Annotated in this window: 21 protein-coding genes; 3 read left to right on the top strand and 18 right to left on the bottom strand. The window is 50.4% G+C overall.

Going from position 1 to position 17,805, the window contains the following annotated elements; translation table 11 throughout:
* The first annotated feature begins 344 nt into the window (after positions 1-344).
* Positions 345-815 (top strand): hypothetical protein, encoded by a 471-nt coding sequence (locus tag MKQ70_RS16750; protein ID WP_248072646.1) that lies wholly within the window; start codon positions 345-347, stop codon positions 813-815.
* A 12-nt stretch (positions 816-827) separates the two neighbouring features.
* On the opposite strand, the gene MKQ70_RS16755 is transcribed toward MKQ70_RS16750, so the two are convergent.
* Entirely contained in the window at positions 828-1,154 is a 327-nt protein-coding gene (locus tag MKQ70_RS16755) for a hypothetical protein (protein WP_248072647.1), read from the bottom strand.
* A 151-nt stretch (positions 1,155-1,305) separates the two neighbouring features.
* Between MKQ70_RS16755 and MKQ70_RS16760 the strand changes: the two genes are divergently transcribed.
* On the top strand, positions 1,306-1,911 hold the full coding sequence (locus tag MKQ70_RS16760; protein ID WP_248072648.1) for a hypothetical protein: 606 nt from the start codon (positions 1,306-1,308) through the stop codon (positions 1,909-1,911).
* Here the strand turns inward: MKQ70_RS16760 and MKQ70_RS16765 are convergent.
* Positions 1,906-3,057 carry a glycoside hydrolase family 172 protein gene (locus MKQ70_RS16765; protein ID WP_248072649.1) on the bottom strand — a complete coding sequence of 384 codons (1,152 nt, stop codon included), beginning with the start codon at positions 3,055-3,057 and terminating at the stop codon, positions 1,906-1,908. The genes MKQ70_RS16760 and MKQ70_RS16765 overlap by 6 nt on opposite strands.
* 138 nt (positions 3,058-3,195) lie before the next feature.
* Here MKQ70_RS16765 and MKQ70_RS16770 point away from each other — a divergent pair, with 138 nt between their 5' ends.
* Entirely contained in the window at positions 3,196-3,576 is a 381-nt protein-coding gene (locus tag MKQ70_RS16770) for a VOC family protein (RefSeq protein ID WP_248072651.1), read from the top strand.
* A gap of 48 nt (positions 3,577-3,624) precedes the next feature.
* Here the strand turns inward: MKQ70_RS16770 and MKQ70_RS16775 are convergent, their stop codons facing one another.
* The 16 genes from MKQ70_RS16775 to MKQ70_RS16850 form a co-directional block, all read right to left on the bottom strand.
* Positions 3,625-4,095, bottom strand: a complete 471-nt coding sequence (locus MKQ70_RS16775; protein ID WP_248072653.1) for a Dps family protein — start codon at positions 4,093-4,095, stop codon at positions 3,625-3,627.
* Positions 4,096-4,270: 175 nt separating this feature from the next.
* Positions 4,271-5,200, bottom strand: a complete 930-nt coding sequence (locus tag MKQ70_RS16780; RefSeq protein ID WP_248072655.1) for an FtsX-like permease family protein — start codon at positions 5,198-5,200, stop codon at positions 4,271-4,273.
* Positions 5,197-6,672 (bottom strand): ABC transporter permease, encoded by a 1,476-nt coding sequence (locus tag MKQ70_RS16785; RefSeq protein WP_248072657.1) that lies wholly within the window; start codon positions 6,670-6,672, stop codon positions 5,197-5,199. Before MKQ70_RS16785 ends, MKQ70_RS16780 begins: the two co-directional genes overlap by 4 nt.
* Positions 6,673-6,793: 121 nt before the next feature.
* Positions 6,794-7,441, bottom strand: coding sequence for a ribose-5-phosphate isomerase RpiA (gene rpiA / locus MKQ70_RS16790; RefSeq protein ID WP_308199481.1), 648 nt, complete (start codon positions 7,439-7,441; stop codon positions 6,794-6,796).
* Between the two features lie 124 nt (positions 7,442-7,565).
* Positions 7,566-8,786, bottom strand: coding sequence for a heparinase II/III domain-containing protein (locus MKQ70_RS16795; RefSeq protein WP_248072661.1), 1,221 nt, complete (start codon positions 8,784-8,786; stop codon positions 7,566-7,568).
* An 8-nt stretch (positions 8,787-8,794) separates the two neighbouring features.
* Positions 8,795-9,205: a hypothetical protein gene (locus tag MKQ70_RS16800; protein ID WP_248072663.1), complete on the bottom strand. Its 411-nt coding sequence runs from the start codon at positions 9,203-9,205 to the stop codon at positions 8,795-8,797.
* Positions 9,153-9,512: a hypothetical protein gene (locus tag MKQ70_RS16805; protein ID WP_248072664.1), complete on the bottom strand. Its 360-nt coding sequence runs from the start codon at positions 9,510-9,512 to the stop codon at positions 9,153-9,155. Before MKQ70_RS16805 ends, MKQ70_RS16800 begins: the two co-directional genes overlap by 53 nt.
* 128 nt (positions 9,513-9,640) lie before the next feature.
* Positions 9,641-10,825: an alginate lyase family protein gene (locus tag MKQ70_RS16810; RefSeq protein ID WP_248072665.1), complete on the bottom strand. Its 1,185-nt coding sequence runs from the start codon at positions 10,823-10,825 to the stop codon at positions 9,641-9,643.
* Between the two features lie 80 nt (positions 10,826-10,905).
* The gene (locus tag MKQ70_RS43795; protein WP_248072666.1) at positions 10,906-11,385 is read right to left on the bottom strand and encodes a DUF8576 domain-containing lipoprotein; all 480 of its coding nucleotides are present in this window, start codon (positions 11,383-11,385) and stop codon (positions 10,906-10,908) included.
* Positions 11,382-11,885: a DUF4466 family protein gene (locus tag MKQ70_RS43800; RefSeq protein ID WP_248072667.1), complete on the bottom strand. Its 504-nt coding sequence runs from the start codon at positions 11,883-11,885 to the stop codon at positions 11,382-11,384. The genes MKQ70_RS43795 and MKQ70_RS43800 overlap by 4 nt, the downstream gene beginning before the upstream one ends.
* An 11-nt stretch (positions 11,886-11,896) precedes the next feature.
* On the bottom strand, positions 11,897-12,301 hold the full coding sequence (locus tag MKQ70_RS16825) for an SGBP N-terminal domain-containing protein (protein ID WP_248072669.1): 405 nt from the start codon (positions 12,299-12,301) through the stop codon (positions 11,897-11,899).
* A gap of 17 nt (positions 12,302-12,318) precedes the next feature.
* Positions 12,319-13,356 carry a RagB/SusD family nutrient uptake outer membrane protein gene (locus MKQ70_RS16830; RefSeq protein ID WP_248072671.1) on the bottom strand — a complete coding sequence of 346 codons (1,038 nt, stop codon included), beginning with the start codon at positions 13,354-13,356 and terminating at the stop codon, positions 12,319-12,321.
* A complete protein-coding gene (locus MKQ70_RS16835; protein ID WP_248072673.1) occupies positions 13,353-14,162 on the bottom strand; it encodes a RagB/SusD family nutrient uptake outer membrane protein in 810 nt (269 codons plus the stop codon). Before MKQ70_RS16835 ends, MKQ70_RS16830 begins: the two co-directional genes overlap by 4 nt.
* A gap of 10 nt (positions 14,163-14,172) precedes the next feature.
* A complete protein-coding gene (locus tag MKQ70_RS16840) occupies positions 14,173-14,382 on the bottom strand; it encodes a hypothetical protein (protein ID WP_248072675.1) in 210 nt (69 codons plus the stop codon).
* Between the two features lie 5 nt (positions 14,383-14,387).
* The gene (locus MKQ70_RS16845; protein WP_248072677.1) at positions 14,388-14,825 is read right to left on the bottom strand and encodes a hypothetical protein; all 438 of its coding nucleotides are present in this window, start codon (positions 14,823-14,825) and stop codon (positions 14,388-14,390) included.
* Positions 14,826-14,860: 35 nt separating this feature from the next.
* On the bottom strand, positions 14,861-17,314 hold the full coding sequence (locus tag MKQ70_RS16850) for a SusC/RagA family TonB-linked outer membrane protein (RefSeq protein ID WP_248072679.1): 2,454 nt from the start codon (positions 17,312-17,314) through the stop codon (positions 14,861-14,863).
* Positions 17,315-17,805 lie beyond the last annotated feature (491 nt).

Consider the following 17,805-nt stretch of genomic DNA (forward strand, 5'->3'; position numbering starts at 1 on the left):
AACGTGACAGGAAATCTGAAGAAAATAAAAAATGGCCGCTACTCATTGAGCAGCAGCCATTTTTCTACCTCTGTATTTATACCCCTAAACCTTTAGTGCAGTATTCACGGGAAGTGATATCAACCTATTATAATTAAAAGAATAAAAACCGGGCCAATACGGGTGAGTGCCGCTACAGAAAACTTCTGCCGGAAGACGCTGCTTTTATACCGCGGCGCCTGTAGAAAGAAAGCAACGCTCCGCAGGCTTCAATATTAATTATTCTTATCATACAACTAACATATCAGTTAAAATACCGGGTAAAAGCACTTGCTTTGTCTCGTTAAAAAAACCCACCTGTCAACATGAAAAATACCCTTACCTATGCCGGCGTACTGCTGGTTACTGTTATCACAATTGTAACAGCCTGCAAAAAAGATGACGGAAAGAAACTAACAGCTTATGACAAGAAAGTAGCTCTCATCTACAACCGAAACTGGAACATTGTTTTCGCCGGATATGATTATAACAATGATGGCGTATTGAACTACGATATTGAAGCAGCCGAAGGCATTGAAAATGCCATAGCACACTGTATGGTCGACGATGAGTATGAGTTTCGCAAAGACAGCACATTTTATATGCGCATGCTCGGTGAAAACAACGGCTGTGGGGATGTAGACGGAGGACCTTTTCCCTGGTATCTTTCGGCCGACTGTAAAACATTTAATTATGCCGGCGAAAACTGGGATATAGTAACGCTCAACGACTCCGTTTTCCTGTTTAAAAAGAAAAATGAGGATAATGAGGTAATGTACACAGAATTCCGCCGCTAAAGAAAAAGGCCATCAGTGACGATCAGTTGTATCTGTTTGAGGGTGTTTTACGACGGATTCATGAAAACTATTAGCCCGCTCATACATGTAAAAGAACAACCACACGTTAAATACCAGCATCCCTACTGTTAGTAGTCCTGCCAATGTTAACAACAACGTATACGCAACCGGGCGCCGTGCAGGCGTTACTGTTGTTATAGGCTGCCAGGGCTCCAGTTCGTAACCCGGTCCGTGTTGATCGGGATCGTTCAGCAGGTCGTGCAGTTCATCCTGCTCGGAAGCACTGAGTGCGCCAGACAGGCGTTTTTCCAACAGGTATCTGATTCTTCGCTCCGACATGCAAACAGGCTTATTAAAGGACTTGATCGTTCAGCTGCTAAATAGAGAAAGGCAACACTAAAATAACAAAAACTCCACGCAAACTGTTTGTTTATGTTGCAACCTCCTGACTCATATTTTGTTATCTTGCAGGCGATTTACCGTCTAAGCAATGAAAAACCGAAGCCATATTTTACTTGCAGCCGTAGCGCTGGCAGGTTGCCAACCTCGTGAAAAGTCAATCCGGGAGTTGAGTGAGCCAGACACCCCCATCGTAAGTCGTCCGGAAATGACCGCCGAAACGCTGATTGTACCAGGCGAATCCGCCGGTATGCTCAGCCTGAACGAAGATGCCGCCAATGCCATTAAGTTACTCGGCAAACCAGACAGCAGCGATGCCGCTATGGGCAAAGCTGTAATTGTTTGGTATCCTGCCAGTAAACGTGGCGATGATCTCACCGCTGTATATTCAGAACGTAAAATGGGGGTTGACGAAACTGCCCGCATCCGAATGATCCGTGTTACTTCTCCGGCATATACCACTGCCGAGGGCATCCACACCGGTAAAAGCATCGAGGATATTCGCCAACACTACAGGCTGGAAGCCGAAGCTTCGTTTGGCAGCCACGGTTATACCTACACGATATTTGGGACCGGACAGGGTATTTCTTTTGAAGTGAATGCAGATAGTTTGCTAACAGGCATCATTGTGCACGACAGTGCCCGTAACGCCAAATCGGGGTCCCTGCCATTTCACCCGGGAGCAAAAATCTTATAGCACTTCGAGGGCGTCGCGGACAGGCAGTTTAGGAAAGGTGGTGTGCGGTTCGGACTGATACCAGAACACAACCGATGAAATATCGGATTGTTGCTTCAGGTAACGGCCACCGGAGCGCCAGCCCAGGTCCTGTATCGTCACTCTCAGGTCCTTATCGAATCGTATAGGGTCCATGATGTGCCAGCGGTACATGCCAAAGCGCTGCCTGGCCTTATACGTGCCATCCGGACGCAGCACCTGGTGCAAACCGGCGTAAGGTGTGCAGAACTCTGTATACTTGCCGCCACGGTCAAAATTGTAGGAGCCGCAGAAGTAATCTTCTGTACCCGTGCCGCAAATGGTCGGGAACTTCGTATCCCCGTCCATAAAGAACTTTATTTCACCTTCTCCCCACCAGCCATTGTTATTCACGCCTATGGCCATATAAGTGCCTACGTACTGACCTTTGCCGCGGATATTATCGACCAGTACATAATCAGACGCAGTATCGGGCCGCGCCTGGCGAAACTGTGCGTGGAAGTAAGCGGCATCGTCCGGCACATCGGTAAGGGTATAGTCTACCTGGTAATACAGCGTCATTTGTTCGGTGTTGATATTCTCCATCGTGATGCGGCACTTTTTCCGGAAAGGCATCTGCCAGTAACAGTTGAAAGCACTGCCGGGATTCACCGTTACCGGTAAGGAATTCAGCGGTGCGTACTCGTTAAAGCCCATGCCGAAAAAGTCGCCCACGGGACATTCTACCGAAGGTTCTTTTTCATCATCCCAATAAATGCGCAAAATGGAATAACGCCACACACCGGTGGGCGTCATCCAGATGTGCTGTATAGCACCTGATCCGGTAATTTCTGCCATCGTAAAGGTTTGACCCGGTTTAATGATCACGAACGGGTTTACCTTCCAGCCCTGCCCCAGGTCGCGCGCCGCGAGGGAGGCATTGGCCGTATTGGCAGGCGCATCTTTAGAAGGCACAGCCATGCCGCCCTTGCCCTTTTCGCCGGTAATATTTTCAGGGCTGATCGACCGTGTTTGCGCATTAGACAGGCGGTAGAGGTTGCCAAGGTTCATGTCGAGACCGTTAAATCGCTGGGAAAATGCGGGTAATGCAAGTGTAAAGCAGAGCAATAAAAGGGGCAATTTTTTCATACATGACGTTTTGTGGATGCCTTTAAATTAATAAATCTGTTGGCAATTGTCGCATCCCACCCCCAGATTGACGGAAAGTACCACCGTCGCTACTGCGAAATGGCCGTAAATTTGGATACATCATAAAAAACGTAAGCCATGTTCGCACACACCAAAGCATTTAGCGGCTTTTCGGTCAACGACTTAAAAGCGGCCAAAACATTTTACCAGGATAAGCTGGGCATTAACGTAAAAGAAGAAAGTGAGATGCCCGTACTGCAACTTCAGATCGAGGGCGGCATTCCCGTCCTCTTATATCAGAAAGATAACCACGAGCCGGCCACGTATACCGTGCTGAATTTCCCGGTACAGAATATAGACGAGGCGGTAGACCAGTTACGCGCAAAAGGTATTGAGTTTCTTCAATATGAGGGCAATATGAAAACGGATGAGAAGGGCATTTCCCGCAACAACGGCGGGCCGCAAATTGCCTGGTTCGAAGATCCGGCGGGAAATATTCTGTCGGTGTTGCAGGAATAAAGACATTAAAAAGCCGCAACGAATAAGGTTGCGGCTTTTTATGTTTACCTAGTGCAGGTACGCGCGTACCATCCAGGCCCATTTCTCATGTTGTTTCAGCACCCCGGTTAAGAAGTCGGTAGTGCCGGCATCCTTATATTTGTCTTCAACTTCAGGCAGATGCTCGCGAATGCTGCGGCAAATGGCCTCGTGATCGTCGAGCAGGTTTTGCAGCTGTTCCTCCTGTTTAGTGGTGTACTCCCCTTCCTCCAGGCTGGCCAGTTTGATAAAGTCTTTCAGCCGGCCTTCCGCAAAGTGGCCGATCTTGCGGATACGTTCCGCCACCTCGTCAATCGTTTCGGCCATTTCAGTATATAATGTTTCGTAAAACTTATGCAACTCAATAAAGTTGCGGCCTTCGATGTTCCAATGGTAGTTGCGTGTTTTTACATACAAAATATGTTCGTCTGCCAGCAGTTTGTTAAGGATCAAAGCGACCGCCTGGCTATTTTTGTCGCTGATGCCGATACCTGTTTTCATAGTTACCTTATTGTTATGCGAATACAACAACAACACTATTGTAATGGTTCGGGCAGGTAGCTTAAAATCAGCTTAAAACTAAATCGTACCGTGCTCGTTCAGGGTTGCTTCTCTTTGTCAGTGTTAAACTATAAAGTGAATATCACAGGCGCTGCCTCCTGTAAACAAGCGGGATTTATTCGGTACGCAGACTCTTCACCGGGTTCATTTGCGCCGTGCGGATCGTTTGCGCCACGATAAGCGCCACTGTCAGCAGCGCCAGTGCAGCGGTAGTGATCACAAAAGGCGTTGCGGTAATGGGCACATGGTATACATAATCCTGCAACCAGTGCCGCATCAGGAAAAACGCTGCCGGACAGGCCAGCAGCACGGCTACGAGCAGCACGCCCAACATATCTTTTACAAAAAGCGATACGATCCCCGCCACGGAAGCACCCAATACTTTCCGGATACCTATTTCCTTGGCGCGTTTGTGCACATTGAGCGATACAACGCCCAGTATACCCAGCAATGCGATCAGCAAAGCCAGTCCCGTTGCAATGTAAGCTGCCTGTTTTAATTGCAGCTCCGTCGTATACACTTTCGCCAGTGTTTCGTCCATGAACTTATATTCAAATGGTGCACCCGGCATCAGCTGCGCCCATTTCTGTTTTACAGCGGCTACCGAAGCGGGCATATTTCCCGGATGCAAACGGATGGAGAGGTAGCGGTAGATCGGCATCTGGCTCACATGCAAAAATACGATGGGCTGAATAGCCCGTTGCATGGAACCGAAGTGAAAGTCTTTCATCACTCCCACCACGTTAAAGACCTTATTGTCCTGTTGCGTGCGTACCTGTCTGCCCACGGCATCCTGCGGCTGCCAGCCCATCGCTTTCGCCAACGTTTCGTTAATCACCACGCCCATGCTATCTATCTGTCCTCCGGCTGCTGCAAAGAAACGTCCCTGCACCATCGGCACTTCGTAAGTGCGGGCGTATCCTTCGTCCGCGATCAGCATATAGCTGGATATCACGTCGTTGGCGTCGCCGCCGGGACGGAGGAGCGACATATTGTTACCGTTATTGCCGTCCGGCACTTCGAACGACAGCGATACCGACTTCACCTGCGGCAGTTGCGCCAGCTGGTCGCGGATGCCCCCATTTTCACGACGCCTTCTGCCGTCCAGTTGCGTGGCACCTGTGCGGAGAGCATAAATGATTTATCGTATCCTAAGGTGTTGCCGAAGAACATTTGTACCTGCCGCGTAACTATGAAAGCACCGATCAATACTACGGCTGCGGTAAAGAACTGGAAGCCCACCAGCGACTTCCGCATCCAGTAACCCTCCCGTACCGTGCGCATCTTCCCTTTTAAGGAATCTACCGACCTGAAGGAAGACAACACGAAGGCCGGGTACATGCCTGCAGCGAATCCTGTCAACAATATTAACAATACCGGGAAAGCAATAAACCACAAAGGAAAATCGGTTATGCCCGGCAAAGGGTTGTCCAATGCAGTGTTTACAACAGGCCGGGCAAGCGGGTACATGCAAATAGCCAATAAGGCAGACAGCGATACTAGTATAGTGGATTCCACCAGGAACTGCAGGATGAGTTGCTGCTTCACGCCGCCCAGTGCCTTCCGAACGCCGATCTCTTTTAACCGGGACGCCGCGCGGCTTACTGACATGTTCACAAAATTCACGATCGCCATGAGCAGGATGAACAAGCCGATGCCCGATAGCGTATATAACATGCGCCGCACCAGGCCATTATCGCGGCTGAAGTAAAAGTCGTCCAGTTGCACGAGTTGCGGGGTAAGATTGGCGGCTATTTCCGGCGAGGCATTCGCTTTAATCAGCCCGGCGATGGGTCGGTCCAGCTGCTCCGGTTTTACACCGGGCTGCAACTGCAAAAAGCCCGCTATATAAGGGTTGTTCCAGCTCTCGATATCGCGGCCAAAGTATTTACCGGATTCAATGGGCATGAAAAAATCGTTACTCACATCTTTGGCAAGATTGGCCACCATGTTGTTAAACGGCTTGCGGATCACGGTGGTAATGAGGAAGTCGCGGCGTACGCCTGCAAAGTTTTCTATGGAGAGAGTTTGTCCGGCTACCTGTGTTTTACCGAAATACTTTTGCGCCGCCTTATCAGTAATGATCACGCTGAACGGATCTTCCGAGGGTTGCCGGCTGCCGTCCAGCACATCAAAGCCATACATATGCAGGAAGGAGCTGTCGCCGATCTGCAATCCTTCGCGAAAGGACTTTTCTCCTTTCGATACAGAAATGGTAACACCGTCCCAACGGTAAAAGTTCTTTACCAGTGACGGGTATTGTTCTTTCAGCACCTTGGGCAGGGCGCCCAAGGTAGCCAGGTCAAATCCCATATTGGGCGATTTCCATTTACTCTGGATGATATACTGGTGCTCAATATCATTAATATCGCGGTTTACGCTGAATTCGTTCCAGACATAAGCCATCACGAGCATGGTAAAAGTGAGACCAAAAGCCAGACCGGCGATATTCAGCGCCGAGTAAAACCGGCTTTTAAATAGATTTCTCCAGCCTATTTTGATGTAGTTGAGCAGCATATTAACAGAATTGGACACATTCCGGCACCAAAGCAGATGCCATTGTTAAGCGCATTGCTTATCAAGTACTTATAAAGCTATATCCGCTCTAACTGTCCGGTTTCGGTACAACACCTGTCCGTTAGCGAAAGACCTTCACCTCCGTTCCCTGCCCCATCATCACCTGTTGGGCCAATCCCACGAACAGGCCGTGTTCCACCACGCCCACGATGCCATTCAGCGCTTCGGATAAGCCCTTCGGATCCGTGATCTGCTTAAAATCCACATCCACGATCACATTACCTTCTTCGGTAATAAACGTTTCGCCTTTGTGCTGACGGATAACGCCGTTGCCACCGAGTCTGGCGACCTGCTGCAGTACGTATCGCGATGCGAAGGGAATCACTTCTACCGGGAGCTTAAATTGTCCCAGCAGCTCCACATGCTTGGAAGAATCCGCAATAATGATCTCCTGCGCGGTTTTGGAAGCCACGATCTTTTCCTTCAGCAGTGCGCCACCGCCACCTTTAATCAGCTCCAGGCGGGACGTAAATTCATCTGCCCCATCGATCGTGATATCGATCGTATCAACCGAGTTAATATCAATTAAAGAGATACCCAGTGCTGTCGCCATTTTTGCGGTACTGTCAGAAGTAGGGATACCCTGTATCTTCAACCCCGCCTGCACACGTGCGGCAATGGCTTTTACCGCAAACTCCGCGGTGGATCCGGTACCGAGTCCCACGATTTGTCCGTCTTTTACCAGTGCGGCCGCTGCTTCGGCGGCGATTCTTTTTCAGCGATCAGGTCTGCTGCCATGGCATTTTTGTTTAAAACCGAATGTACGATGTTCTCCAAAAATAAAGACGCCGCCGTGTTGAGAAACAGGCGGCGGCATCCTTCTAAAAATTGTACTATTTATCGCTGATCGTAAACTTGAACTTCCCTTTCGGATAATCTTTTACCGTGGTAAAGTTGATGCGATAAATATTATCGCCCCATTTCTGTTTGATGCCTTCGTCTTCCATCGCCTGCAAAGGAATTTTCTCCACGTTCGCGCCGAAGAGCTTGTCGGGGTAATAGATGTAAAAATCTTTTGTCTCCCCTTTCTCCGATTTCCAATGCACCGCTACCTTTCCCGGCTGCACCAGGTTCGCCGGGAAGCTGGTCATCAGGTGTTCCACAATGCTGCCGCCTTTATCCAGTTGTATATCTTCGCTCACTTCCACATTTTTCCCTTTGTTGAAGCGAATATTGCGCTGCCACTTCGTAATCCCGGCCTCTGCGGGATAAGCTGCGTGAATATCCACCGAGAAATCGGTATAACCCTTCCCTTTTGCGTACGACACATTATTTGCCTTAAACTTCAGTCCGGGCGACTGCGTTTGCCCGTTCACGGTAGGCAGGTTATGATAATCAGAGCGGTTATACCAGATCGTGTAACGTTTGTCACTGAATGTTTTCGCGGTATATGTGCCACGGCCTACATCGATCAGCAGGGGTTGACCGTTATAGAAGACAACATAACTGCCTACATCGTTATGGTTATGACTTTCGGCATTGTGCCCGCCTTTCGCCGCCACGAAAAAGCCATCGGTCGTGCCTTGTTTATCGCGCGATACAAACACCTGCAGGTTTGGCAACCAGCTGTCGGCCGGCAACGGCAGGCCTTTTTCCGCCTTTGCGAATTCGTCCTGCATAAACAGTTCGAACAAGTTGCGGAAGTAGTGATAACGGGTAAGTTTATTGTTTTTGCCGATGTAGTAGGCCCCGAAACGCATCATATCCTTATCCTGTATGTCTTTGCCATAGCGGTAAATCATGGCGCCGTCCATACCAGGCTGCGGATCAGCATCTGCAAAATTGAGAAAGTATTTCGGGCTGATTTGCGCGCGGTAAATGTAGCGGCCCATGTTGCGCACCTTCTCATCTTCGAACACATATTTGAAAGCGTTGTTGCTGGCCAGGTTCAACATCGCCAGGTTATCGTACAGCGAAGCTGCCGCCGCTCCCCAGTAGCTGGGACCCTCATCGCAGCCGCCGTCGGCAGGGTACGGGTTCAGGAAGTTATCCGGGGTTTGCAGCAGCTTGTATACCGCCGTGGTGCGTTTGGCATCGTCCTTTTCGAGCAGCAATACGGCGTTCAGCCAATTGGAGCAGATCCGGGGTTCCAGTTGTTCGGTGGAATGCCCTGCGAATTGGCCTGCATCCAGCCGTGCGGTTTGGTCATCAGCGGCTCAAAAATGCGGTTGTTCACTTCATAGTAAATGCGTTTGCGTACCTGTTGCGACACGGCATCCAGCTTGTCGCCCACAAAGTAGTCTGTCCAGGCGAGCAGCGTGGAGGTTTCCGCGGAAAACAGCTCCACAAATGGCTGCGATACATCCACCAGCCCGGAGTGCGGTTTATTCTTGGGCAAATGTGCGGACGCGCCCCAGAAAGACTCTTCGCAGATGGCCCATACACCGTTGATGATATCGTCCGTAAAGCGGCCTTTATCTTCAAACCTCTGCCAGCAGCAAATAACCGAGTGCCTCGCGTTTAACGTTGGCAATATCCCGGTACTCGCTCCGGTTGCCGTTCCGCACAATCAGCAGCGATTTCGTTGCGGGGATCGAGGGCCAGGTAAAACCCAGGAAGGTTTCTGCTTTTTTGATCACGGCCGCTTTGGTGGCAGCATCCGCTTTGTCCCAGCCCGCACGGTCGGCAATGTGCGGGAAGGGTGTCCATTGCGCCTGCGGGATCAATATCTTCCCTAATGCTTCCTGGTTGTATTTACCGCTCAGCAGGTTTTGTTGCTGCTGCGCGGAGGCGGTCGACAGCTGCATCAGTAACAGGGCCGCTATAAAGAGTTTTCGCATGATTTTCGGTTTAAGTCCATTCATTGGTCGAAGTGCATACTTCGGGTCTCCCGTTTCTGTTCCGGAACGGTCTATTTACGCTTTAGATATACCCCGGATACAGGATGAATATAGAAAGCATATAAAAACTAATACTTCCAGGCTACCAGCTGCAACACCGGTTCGTGAAAGTCAGGATACTTTTGCCACAGCGCTTTCAGGTCGAGCTGCGGATATTTCCGGCCGGCCATGACCGCCAGTTCCAGGTAACCACTGGTATCCATGTGTTTGATCTGCTGGTGCTTCCATTCCTGTTTACCTTCCGCGAAAGGCAGCAGCCAGGTAAATGCCTTTTCAATCGTTTTACCTGATGGGGTCTGGTAGCGCCATAAATCTATGTTTACGTTCTCCGCCAGCAGGGCCAGTTCAAAAAACGCCTTGAGGTTCATCGTTGAGTAGTTCCAGGATAATGTGCGCGCCAGCTCGTGGGGCTGACTGCCATCGGCGGCCAGCTGGCTTTCAATGCGGGTTTTTGTCTGGTGTTCCAGCCACAGCTTTGCACTGTCACGCTGACCGGTAAACAGGGCCAGCGAAATCGCCTGTACATCGTACCAGGTGCCATGGTTGTTGTGCTCATCGGCTTCGTCCAGCCCAACGGGGCTGGTCCGCATCCAGGTCAGGAATTCGCGGCACCACGACTGCAAAGCCTTATAATCCTTTTCCGGCAAGGCTTTCGAGCCCTTCAGCAGTTGTACCCCATCGATCAGTTTATCCACGTTACGTGTATCAATGAGCCCGATACCACGCCCTTCGGTGATGCCGGGGATTGCCTGTCCGTAATTGAGGTGCGGGGTCATACGCGTCGCCGTATCGATGTACCAGGTGCGCAGCAGCCTGGCCGCGTGGCGGGCGTAAGCATCGTTGCCGGTGAAATACCAGCCTATCGCCAACGTGTATACGTCATGATTTAACGCGTTCTGAAACTCTGCGTCACGTACATGGTTGCGCTCCGGGTTTACTTGCCCGTCTTTCCGGATGTAGGGCAACCCATCGGGCTTGCTCGGGTCGGGCCACCAGTAAGGGCCTACGCTCATGTAATCGTGCTTGTTTCCGCTGGGTGGAGTTTTCGTTTTATAGGTTACCGAATACGGGCCACGGGTCAGCAGTGTGTCGCATTCTTTGGTGAGTTGCGCCAGGGCATGCCGGGTGGCTGCGTCTTTGCGGGCAAGCCGTTGTTTGGTTTCCTGCAATACATTTTTCTTCAGCAAGAAGGTTTCCTGCGCGCGGCCCTGGGTAAAGGCTGCGAGGCATACTACAATCAAAATCCGCTTCATGTGGGTGATTTGTCCGGGTAAAATATAAAATAAACAGGGGCTATTATAAAACAGCCCCCGTTTCCTGCATCCTTTCACTCTTATTGCAAAGGATAACGTTTGATGCTGATGGTGGCACTTTTTCCGGCATTATCCACTTTATTCACGTAGATGTATGCCCTGTATTTGCCATCGGCCGTTTCTACCCATAGGCCTGCTTCCGCTTTCATATTGATTGCGAAATTCGGCGCACCGGTAAAATTGATCTTATCAAAATCAATATCATCAATGTATACGTTGTAGGCGGCACGGGAAAGCTGCACGTCGCGCAGGTTCCAGGCTTTCTGTAATTTAGTGCTGTTGGTCAGCCCCGCCGGTACCACGGCCCCCTGTAAATACTGCGCTTCCGCCGAAGGCGATACAAAGGAGTGATTGTACGTTGCCGTTGTAAGCGCGCGATATACATACACCAGGTCGATCGCATTGCCTTTGGTGGCGGCATCGGCGGCATTATACACGGCCATGTCCGCAATGGATATAAAGTAGTTGGTGGCGTCTCTCACCACCAGGTCCAGTTTCATATCCATTTTTGATACCTTATACGGTCCCATTTTGTACGTAACCTTCCCCCATCGCTACTCTGTGCGCTAAAGGTAAAGCTCACCGTTTTACCGCGGGCGTCGGTCGGTACGTTATAGAAGTAGCGCAAAGTGGCCGCGGACGTATCTTTCGTAAAATCCACCTTGGTCACCGTACCGGTATTTACCGATGGATTACCAATCGCCACGCCCACATCTGGCCGCTGCCATTGGTAAAAAGAGCGGTACTCGAGATAAGTAGGCGCCGCGCCGGCAATGGTGGCTTCCACCTGCGCGGAGCTTAGTTTGCCTTTTGCGGGTGGCAATGCCATCGCATAGGCGAACTCAATGTTATTGCCCACGATATTAGGACCCATCGATCGTTTGATCACGTCATTCTGCAACTCGTTTTTCGGTGTTGGCACTGCATAGTCCTCATCTTCGGAACAGGCGGCCAGTGCGAAAGGGAACGACAGCAGCAGTAATATATTTCTTGTTAACATGTGCTGAGTTTTTATTGTTTCACAGTGATACGAACCGTATACATTTTCCGGATTTTCCGGTTGCCCGAAACCACCGAGTATTTACGGGGATTCGCCATGTCGGAGAAGTCTGTCCTGCCCACTACTTTCGGTTCCAGCTTACAGTCAGAAGCCAGGCTGAATACAGGATAGATATTTTTCAGGTCGGTACCGAAAAACACGGTAACATCTACCGTCAGCGCCGCCGTATCGATAATCGTAGCACCGGTGCGCACCGTTTGCAGGTCTGCGCCGAGCAGGTCCAGGTCGGTAATGAAACACTCCTCGCGTTTGGTGATCAGCAGCCCGTCTTCATCCACCGGGAATTCTTTCTTACAACCGAACACCAGCAGGGCTGCACCAAGAATGAGTATAGAAAATGCGAAATACTTTTTCATGTTGATACTTTTTAAGATTACAACCACACAGGATTCTGGGTCAAATTCGGGTTACGGTCACGTTCGCCCGGCGGAATGCGCCAGATGTAGAATTGCTGATACGTTCTTTCAGGCAGGTTCTGGTACAGCTGCTGCACCTGTCCGCCATGCGTATCGCGCATCCATACACCGGGAGAACCGGGTGCACCCCATATCTTCTCCAGCTTGCGCCAGCGGCGGATATCGAAGAAGCGATGCCCTTCCGCCAGCAATTCAATAATACGCTCCTGTTCAATCGCATCGAAAAACACTTCCTTGTTCGCGGTTTTCGTGCCCGCCAAAGCCGGCAGGTTACCACGACGGCGAATCCTGTTCACCAGGTCGATCGCATCTGCCTGCGGACCTACTGTTGCATTCGTTGCTTCCGCATACATCAGGTACACATCTGCCAACCGCATAACCGGGAAAGCATAATCGCCATCACTTCTGCCCTGGCCGGCGTAATTGCGGAGGAACTTGCGCAGTACATAACCGGAGTTGGTACCATCGGTATTATACGGATTGTATGTTACCCCATCGATCGTAATAGGTTGCGTCCAGGTTTTATAAAGAAATGGCACCCAGCCGGTAGACTTCAACGCTGCCATCCCGATGCTCATTTCATAATCCCACATGATCGATGCCTTCATGCGATAGTCGCGGCCGGCATAACTTTGCGGGTTGATCGCCGAATTCGGCGCCGTACGTGCGCCTGCTACTGCCGGGTCGGTCGGCACCAGTTTCGGCGCATAATCACCTGTTGATATCAGCTGATACCGGTCTGCAATTTCATACCGCGGCGATACCCAGCACTGCGAACCTTCGTGCGAACGACCCGCTACATCGCGCATCAGTTCTTCGCCCTGGTTGGTACCCGTGCCACCATGCGTAAACACCATGATCATTTCCGGGTTGCTTTGGTTAGCAAGCGGCGTAAACAAATAATAGTAGTTAGGCAGATTATCCGCTTTGCCCGGCGGATCGCAGGGACCGGGATCCCCGTTGCGCCATAGCGTTAACCCGTAATCGTTGATCACTTTTTGAAGTCGTCTGCGGCAGCAGTGTAAGCTGCTGTAGCGGCAGCGGCGCTGGGTGCAAAGCCCTGTAACTCCGGCCAGCCGTAATTATTCCAGGATGCCCAGTATAATTGCAGCTTACCACGAAACGCCAGTGCGGCAGGTTTACTTGCACGGCCAAACTCCGTGGCTTTTACCGGCAGCTTTTCGAACGCGTAAGTAAAGTCCGCCATGATCGAGTCTTTGATCTGCGCAATGGGCAGGCGGGACAGGCGGCTTACTTCCGCGTCCGCATATACCGTTTTACCGATGTAGGGCACATCGCCCCACAGTGTAATTAACCGGAAATAAATCATGCCGCGCAACAACCTCGCTTCTCCCACTACCCTTTCCAATCCCGGCACCGCCGTGGGCGCAGCCGTTTGCAGCATTTTATTCACATTATCGATCACGTAGTTGGCGCGGTTCACGCCGCCGTACAGGTAACGATACATTTTATCGAACGTTTGTCCGCTGCCCGATGGCGCGTAAGTAGCCCCCTGGTAAGCATCGCCTTTCTGGAGGTTGCCGTTGGTGGCGCTGGTACCGCGAGTGCGGATGTATTCTCCCATTCCATCGAAATAATAATCGCGGTCGAACAACGGGCGAATGTCCGCATAAGCTCCCTGTAACGCGATGATGGCATCGTTCTCTGTTTTCCAGAACGCGCCGGCATCCAGTTCGCCGGTGGGCGACTGGTTCAGCAGGTCTTTCCGGCAACCCGCCGTGAAGGCGGCCAATACGGCTAGTATGGCCACTGATGATATGATGTTGAAAGCTCTTTTCATAATAAAAATTTTAGAAGCCCACGTTTACGCCAACGGAATAAGACTTGGTAAGTGGATACGCGTTGCTCCTGTTGGCCTGAATTTCCGGATCAAGTCCGCGATACTTCGTAATGGTCGCCAGGTTTTCCGTAGAGCCGAATACGCGGAAGCTGGTGATCTTCACCTTTTCCAGCAACCGCTCCGGCAAGCTGTAGCCCAGCTGGATGTTTTTCAGCCGCATATAATTCATGTTATCCAGCCAGAACTGCGTTTCCGCGCGGTTGTTGCCGGAACCGCCCAGGCGGGGCCATTCGGCGGCACGGTTGTCCAGGTTCCGGTGTTGTAGTAGTGGTCCCAGGTAGAGGCGTAGCGCTGCGTGCCCATATTCGTGTTATTGTAGTTGTTGGTCACGAAATCCTTTCTGCCATAAGCGCTGGTGAGCAGTACCGAAAGATCGATGCCTTTCCAGGACAATGCTGTGCGGAACGAAAGGAACGTATGTGGGCGGTCGCGCTGGAATTTCGGGTATGCTTTCAGGTCGTTACCATCAATTTTACCGTCGCCGTTTAAGTCCTTACGTAACACATCGCCCGGCTGCGCGCCCTGTGGGGTAGCATTGTACACGTCCTGCCAGGTTTGTGCGATGCCCAGGTCTTCATACACATACACAAAGTGGTAAGGCATGTCGAGGAAGGTGTATCCACGGCCCAGGAACTCGTTCAGGATTCGAGCCGTGTCCAGTTATGCGAACCGTTCAGGTTAAAGAGATAGTTGAAATCACCGGCTTTGTCGGCCCAGGTGAGGTTCATTTCCATACCGCGGTTGCGCAGGTTGCCGATGTTGCGGCGGGGCGGAGGATTGTAAGCGCCGGAGAGGTGGATCGAGAAATCAGAGGGGCGGTTCATGCCGGTCGTGAGGCGATCGTAATAATCGAGCTCGGCGGACAGGCGGCCGTTGAAGAATCCTAAATCCAGGCCAACGTTCAGCACGTCCGTATTTTCCCAGGTCAGGTCGCGGTTCACCATTTTGGTATTTACCAAACCTTTTACACTGGTCGCATTAATCATATAAGAGCTGGAAGTAAGCGTGTTCAATTGCTCGTACCTGCCTACACCGCTGTTGTTACCCAGGCCGCCGTAGGACACGCGCAGTTTACCATTGCTTAACCATTTGCGGGTGGATGCCATAAACGCTTCCTCTGAAAACCGCCATCCCAGCGCTACAGAAGAAAAGAAGCCATACTGGTTACCCGGCAGAAAGCGCGAAGAACCATCTACACGGAAGTTCGCCTCCAGTAAATAACGCTGGAAAGCGGTATAGTTTACGCGACCGATATAAGAGCGCATTCCTTCCGTATTCGTGTTACCGCTGGCCGACTGAATATCGGGCAATGCGGCGTCGAGCTCGTGCAGTGTGGGATACAGGCGATCGTTGCGGGAACCATTCTGCCAGCGATCGTACCAATACTCTTCGCTGTATACGAATAAACCGGCCAGGTCATGATTTTTACCAAACTGCTTATTATAATTCAACCGTGCGTTGAACATGGTTTTGTAACCCGTATTCGTGAAGTTCTGGATCGGTGCATTATCGCCCACATAAATACGGCTACCGAAAATATTCTGCTGGAAGTTATAAGAACGATTAGGCATATCCGCCCTGTAACGGAACTGGTTGTAATAGTTTACCGTATAATCCAGGCGGGCTGTTAACCCTTTGATGGGCGTCCAGTCTATATAAGCCATGGTATTAGCTTCCTGGCGGTTCTGGCGATTTAGCGCGTTGGTATAAACTGTATATGGATTATACGCCTGCGGGTCTTCATTATATGCCATTACACCGCCGAAATAACCTGTAACGGGATCATAGGGCGTAATACCCGCGATGGCATATTGCATATCGAAACCAGCCGTGTTAGATGCATCATCATCTGTATAACCATCTTCAAGCGCGTACAGGAATTTAGACCAGTTGCCGAAGAAGCGCACACCGGTGTTCATGTTCTTCTTCAACTTATAATCAAAGTTGAAGCGTGCATTGTATTGCTGATAGTCGTTGTTGATCTGCAAACCTTTCTGATCCAGCGTGCCCACGGAGAAAAAGAAGTTAGATGTTTCACTGCCGCCGGAGGCCGATACGTTGTAGTTCTGCATGGTACCATTGCGCATAATAATATCCCACCAGTCGGTGTCGGGATAACGCAGTGGATCGATCATCGACATGGCCATCCACTGGTCGATGGTGCCGTCTTTAAACAGCAGCTGCGAGCGAAGCGTGTTGTTGAGGGCTGCACGTTGATGAACGGTGAGCGCACGGGCGTAATCGTTCATAAAATCATATGACTTCACGGGCTGTTCTACTGCATAGTTACCGTTGAAACTCAGTTGTGTTTTGCGCTGTCCTTTACCAGAACGCGTGGTAATGAGTATAACGCCGTTGGCTGCACGTGATCCGTAGATGGAGGCAGACGTAGCGTCTTTTAGTACAGAAATACTTTCAATATCATTAATATTGATGCGGTTGATGTTCACATCGGGCATGCCGTCTACCACCACCAGCGGGTTGGCATTGTTCACCGTACCCAGACCGCGTATCAGCAGGCTGGAGGTATTGCGGCCGGCCATGCCGGTGGATTGAGTAACGGCCAAACCGGGCACCAGTCCGGATAAAGCGGAAGAAGCATTTGGGAGCGAGCGGCTGGTAATTTTCTGGTCTACCGTGATGGCAGACACAGCGCCCACCATGTTTACTTTCTTTTGAGTACCATATCCTACTACCACCACTTCCCCCAAACCTTTCTGATCGGCACGCATTGTTACTTTCAGTGAAGCCTGTCCGGTATAGTTCACTTCCTGCGCCGTGTAGCCCATGAACTGAAATACCAATACCGGATTGGCCTGCCGCGTGTTCAGCGTAAAGGCGCCTTTCGCATCCGTAACAGTACCTCCACTGGCGCCCTTAATGAGCACGGTTACACCGGGCAAGGGCTGGCCGGATTCGTCTGTCACGGTGCCTTTAATAGATTTTACTTCGTCGGTTGTTTGCTTTTGCGGGTCCCGGAACATGGCTTCCGGCGTTGCATATGCAGGTGCGGAAAAAGCCGTTAGTACCAGCGAGGGGATCAGCAACCGGCTGGCTAACCAGCGCGGAGATCGTGGTAAATGTTTAGACATAACGTAAATTTTGAGTGAAAGGCAATAAATCACCATGACCGTTCAGGAAACGACCAGGGCAGGCAATACATCAAAAAATAAAGACAATACATCACCCGCGACGCTGCGCATCACATCAGCAAGGGCAATATCTTATCGGGGATTCGATTGCTCAAACGGATTCATGCAAACGTTTGCATGTAACTACGTAAAAGCGGCGCGTTGATTGGAAGTTATTCGCATCATTGTTTACGTGGATTTTAAAATGTCAGATACGTCGATTTTGGTTTTACCTACTATAACAAATTTATACAAAAACAATCGATTGTAATAACATCTGATAAAATATTTTTTATTAAACCGGAACTTTCGATGATAAATCTCTAAAAATAGGGCTCAATAAGAAACGTAAATTGAACATTTATTAAAAAGCGATGAAAATGCAGGCAACAATTATTAACTTAAAGTAGAGAGAAATGCCGACCGTCATGGATATACCTATCATCACACAG

The organism is Chitinophaga sedimenti (assembly GCF_023156195.1).
Taxonomy (GTDB): domain Bacteria; phylum Bacteroidota; class Bacteroidia; order Chitinophagales; family Chitinophagaceae; genus Chitinophaga; species Chitinophaga sedimenti.

What these genes read in the sequence shown, in the direction of transcription:
- MKQ70_RS16750 (WP_248072646.1), top strand. Translation starts at nt 345, where the DNA reads ATGAAAAATACCCTTACCTATGCCGGCGTACTGCTGGTTACTGTTATC.
- MKQ70_RS16755 (WP_248072647.1), bottom strand. Translation starts at nt 1,154, where the DNA reads ATGTCGGAGCGAAGAATCAGATACCTGTTGGAAAAACGCCTGTCTGGC.
- MKQ70_RS16760 (WP_248072648.1), top strand. Translation starts at nt 1,306, where the DNA reads ATGAAAAACCGAAGCCATATTTTACTTGCAGCCGTAGCGCTGGCAGGT.
- MKQ70_RS16765 (WP_248072649.1), bottom strand. Translation starts at nt 3,057, where the DNA reads ATGAAAAAATTGCCCCTTTTATTGCTCTGCTTTACACTTGCATTACCC.
- MKQ70_RS16770 (WP_248072651.1), top strand. Translation starts at nt 3,196, where the DNA reads ATGTTCGCACACACCAAAGCATTTAGCGGCTTTTCGGTCAACGACTTA.
- MKQ70_RS16775 (WP_248072653.1), bottom strand. Translation starts at nt 4,095, where the DNA reads ATGAAAACAGGTATCGGCATCAGCGACAAAAATAGCCAGGCGGTCGCT.
- MKQ70_RS16785 (WP_248072657.1), bottom strand. Translation starts at nt 6,672, where the DNA reads ATGCTGCTCAACTACATCAAAATAGGCTGGAGAAATCTATTTAAAAGC.
- MKQ70_RS16805 (WP_248072664.1), bottom strand. Translation starts at nt 9,512, where the DNA reads ATGCGAAAACTCTTTATAGCGGCCCTGTTACTGATGCAGCTGTCGACC.
- MKQ70_RS16810 (WP_248072665.1), bottom strand. Translation starts at nt 10,825, where the DNA reads ATGAAGCGGATTTTGATTGTAGTATGCCTCGCAGCCTTTACCCAGGGC.
- MKQ70_RS43795 (WP_248072666.1), bottom strand. Translation starts at nt 11,385, where the DNA reads ATGAAACTGGACCTGGTGGTGAGAGACGCCACCAACTACTTTATATCC.
- MKQ70_RS43800 (WP_248072667.1), bottom strand. Translation starts at nt 11,885, where the DNA reads ATGTTAACAAGAAATATATTACTGCTGCTGTCGTTCCCTTTCGCACTG.
- MKQ70_RS16825 (WP_248072669.1), bottom strand. Translation starts at nt 12,301, where the DNA reads ATGAAAAAGTATTTCGCATTTTCTATACTCATTCTTGGTGCAGCCCTG.
- MKQ70_RS16835 (WP_248072673.1), bottom strand. Translation starts at nt 14,162, where the DNA reads ATGAAAAGAGCTTTCAACATCATATCATCAGTGGCCATACTAGCCGTA.
- MKQ70_RS16840 (WP_248072675.1), bottom strand. Translation starts at nt 14,382, where the DNA reads ATGCGGCTGAAAAACATCCAGCTGGGCTACAGCTTGCCGGAGCGGTTG.
- MKQ70_RS16845 (WP_248072677.1), bottom strand. Translation starts at nt 14,825, where the DNA reads ATGCCTTACCACTTTGTGTATGTGTATGAAGACCTGGGCATCGCACAA.
- MKQ70_RS16850 (WP_248072679.1), bottom strand. Translation starts at nt 17,314, where the DNA reads ATGTCTAAACATTTACCACGATCTCCGCGCTGGTTAGCCAGCCGGTTG.